General features: G+C 64.8%; 2 protein-coding genes and 1 pseudogene. All 3 read left to right on the forward strand.

Annotation, left to right across the window (positions count from 1 at the left end):
• The first annotated feature begins 73 nt into the window (after positions 1-73).
• Positions 74-1,123 carry a DoxX family protein gene (locus tag ACFWPJ_RS28345; protein WP_378855886.1) on the forward strand — a complete coding sequence of 350 codons (1,050 nt, stop codon included), beginning with the start codon at positions 74-76 and terminating at the stop codon, positions 1,121-1,123.
• Positions 1,124-1,492: 369 nt separating this feature from the next.
• Positions 1,493-1,594: pseudogene (locus ACFWPJ_RS28350) on the forward strand (Uma2 family endonuclease); the annotation flags it as partial.
• 274 nt (positions 1,595-1,868) lie between these two features.
• Positions 1,869-3,401: TIGR02677 family protein (locus tag ACFWPJ_RS28355; protein WP_378855888.1), on the forward strand; the 1,533-nt coding region annotated here is incomplete at its 3' end.

Consider the following 3,401-nt stretch of genomic DNA (forward strand, 5'->3'; position numbering starts at 1 on the left):
TTAAAAATTTGGCGCGCGCCCCCCGCGCGGCGTTCCGCCGGGGCCTTTTGGGTGGTATTATTACCCCGGGCTCGTGTGGGCCTACCATCCCCCGGCGGGGTGCGCGCCCCCCGCCCGGCGCCCCCCGAACTACGCGCGACTGTATGAGTGGTTCCGGCTGCTGCTGCGTATCTCGCTGGCCAGTGCCCTTTTGCTGTACGGCATGATCAAAGTGTTACCGACGCAGATGTCGTTCAACCTCGAGCGCCTGGTCGAACCGTTCGGCCATATGAGCCCGATGGCGGTGCTGTGGGCGCAGTCGTCGCTGTCGGAGCCGTACGAGATGGCCTTGGGTGCCGCGGAAGTCGTTGCGGCGCTGCTGCTGGTCCTGCCATTGACCGCGGGGCTCGGGTCCGTGCTCGCCGTTATCGTGGCGCTTCAGGTGCTGCTCATGAATCTCACCTTCGACGTACCGGTGAAACTGTTCGCTCTGCAATTGTTCCTGTACGCAACGGTGTTGGCCGCACCTGACATCATCCGCATCGTTCGGGCCCTGCTCGGTCGGGTCGTTCCAGCACGAACGTCGACACCCCTACTTTCCACACCGCGTGGCAACAGAGTCCTGTTGGCAGCCCAGGTACTGATCGGGGTGTGGCTGCTCTGCGCTACGACCGTCGAGGCATACGATGGCTGGCACAAGTACGGCAGCGCACGGCCAAAATCCCCGCTCTACGGCATCTGGAACGTCACTGAGTTCTCGGTCGCCGGCGAGCAGGTGCCCGCCCTGGTCGACTTCAGCGAATCGCCGCCTACCAGCGGAATACCCAGTGTCACTGAACGATTCCGCCGCATCATCTTCGACATTCCCCAGGGCATGACCATGCAGCGGCTGGACGATTCACTGGTCTCCCTCCCCGCTCGAATCGACACCGAGGAGCACACCATCACGCTGTCGAAAGACACAGCACACCAATGGAAGCTCGCAACATTGAGTTACGTTCAGCCACAATCGGATCGGTTGATTTTGGAGGGCACGCTCGGTGGACGTCCGGTGCGGATGCAACTGGACCAGGTCGACCTCGCGCAGTACCCGGCTGTCTCGCGTGGGTTCCATTGGGTGCAGGCCACTCCCTACTACCGGTAGACGGGAATCATTGCACCCCAGGGAAACGCGGAGTCATCCGCCGGCGACCAATGGAATGGTCATCACCTCGGTGCGTGCACTGACAGCGGTGTCATGGGCGTCGAGCAGACGACATTCGTCACCGTCGATATAGAAGTTCACGTACCTGCGCAATGCCCCGCGTTCGTCGCGGAGTCGTACCGGCCAGGCACGATCGAGTAGTCCATAGGCTCACCTCGGCGCTGGGACAGGTGGTACCAGCTGGACGCACTGTCGAAGCGCAGATGACCATCAAGCTGAACAACCGGAGCAGACCCGAACCGGACGTCATCGCCGCGTGCTTCCCCGTACTCCCCGGACCGCACGCGTTTTCTGCCCGAGGAAGTCGACCTGGTCGTCGAGGTTGTCTCGGCCGAGTCCGAAGACCGAGACCGGCGCTACAAGCCCCGCCTTTACGCGGAGGCAGGACTTCGGCACCTGTGGCGTATCGAGGACGAAGCGGGACAGCCCGTAGTACACACCTACGAACTCGATGAACACGACTGGCTGCTATGTGGCCACCGGTGTTCCCCGCGAGCGGCTGACCGTTGTCGTCCCGGTCATGCTCGACATCCAGCTGGCCGATCTCACGCGCTGAGGCACATCATCACCGACAGCCCGACTACCCTGAGCGGAAAGGCGATCGGCCAGGGCTGTACAACTTTCTGGCTGAGCCGCGATGTGACCTGAGCACGAGGACCGATGATGCGCCGTCGGTGCTCGCCCTATGATGGCCGCCATCGACGGACGGGAGAAATACGTGGGGGAGGAATCGGCCTCGCCGCGTCCGTTCGCCCATCTCAGTGCCGGCAACGCCGACCTCTATCGGGTGGTGCTCGGTGCGTTCACTGCGGCGAAACGGCGATTCACCGTCCATCTACGGCCCGACGATGTATCAGCAGCACTGCGGGTGGCGCAGATTGGCTGTGACCAGCAGATATTGATCGGTGCGCTGTCGCAGCTGTGTGAGTGGGGAAACCTGCGGGCGGACCCGGATACCAGCCGGGTGACGACGGTCGAGGAGTTCCATCGGGCACGATTCCTCTATCAGCTCACCAGAGAGGGCGAGGCGGCCGAGGCGGCGCTGGCGGTGTATGACACCGCGCTGGGCAGGCGGGGATCGCTGCAGTCGGTGGCGCTGGCCGATATCGTCACTCATCTGCGGGCTCTGCTCGCCGAGGTCCGCGCACCGGAGCCGGACGAGGCACGCGCGCATCTGTCGCTGATCGCGCTGGCAGGTCGTTTCCAGGATCTGGCCGACAACGCACAGGCCTTCATGGGCTCGCTGCAGGAAGCGCTCGATCCGCACGACAGCGGGATCGAAGCATTCCTCGCCTACAAGGACCGGTTGATCGACTATCTCGAGCGGTTCATCAAGGATCTGGTCGGCACCGGCTCCGAAATCGCCTCGCTCATCGTCGAACTCGACGGATACGGGGTGGCAGATCTGCTGGAGCTGGCAGCCCTGCGTGAGTCCGGCGATGCCGCACCCGACGGGACCGACGATTTCCGGGAGCGGGAGTTCGCACGGCAGCGGGAGTTGTGGGCGGAGCGATGGGACGGGTTTCACGCATGGTTTGTGAGTCGTACCGGCCAGACCAGCCAGGCCACGATGCTGCGCAACCAGGCCCGCTCGGCGGTCCCGCGGCTGCTCACGGTGGTCGCGGCGCTCAACGATCGGCGGGCTGGGCGCTCGGACCGGTCGGCGGACTTCCGCACGCTGGCGGTCTGGATGGCGCAGGCGCCCGACGATGGTGCGCGGCATGCGTTGTGGCGGGCCGCGTTCGGGTTGCACGGTTCGCGTCATCTCACCATCGACGCGGACACCCTCGACGAGCGCGCGGACAACCCGGTCCCGGCGGCCACCTCCTGGCTGGTGGCGCCACCGATCGAGATCAGCCCACGACTGCGCAATACCGGCTCCTACGAGCGGCGCGGCCGGGCTAACAAGGTGATCGACCGCAGTGAGCAGCGCCGGTACTTGGCCGAGCTGGCGGCGAAGGAAGCCGAGCAGACCCGGCTGGCGCGGGCAGCGCTGGTCGCCATCGCGGGCACCCCGGTGCGGTTGTCGGCGGTGGGCGAGCTCGACGAGCCGACGTTTCGTTTGTTCCTCAACCTGCTCGGTGACGCGCTCACCGCGAAGGCACCTGGTCGCGATGTCGTCGAGACCACCACCTCGGACGGGAGCGTGACGGTGCGGCTGGAGTCGCTCGGTGATGGAACGGTTGCCGAAATCGTTACCAGCACAGGTATTTTCCTG

Source organism: Nocardia sp. NPDC058497, assembly GCF_042720195.1.
Lineage (GTDB): Bacteria > Actinomycetota > Actinomycetes > Mycobacteriales > Mycobacteriaceae > Nocardia.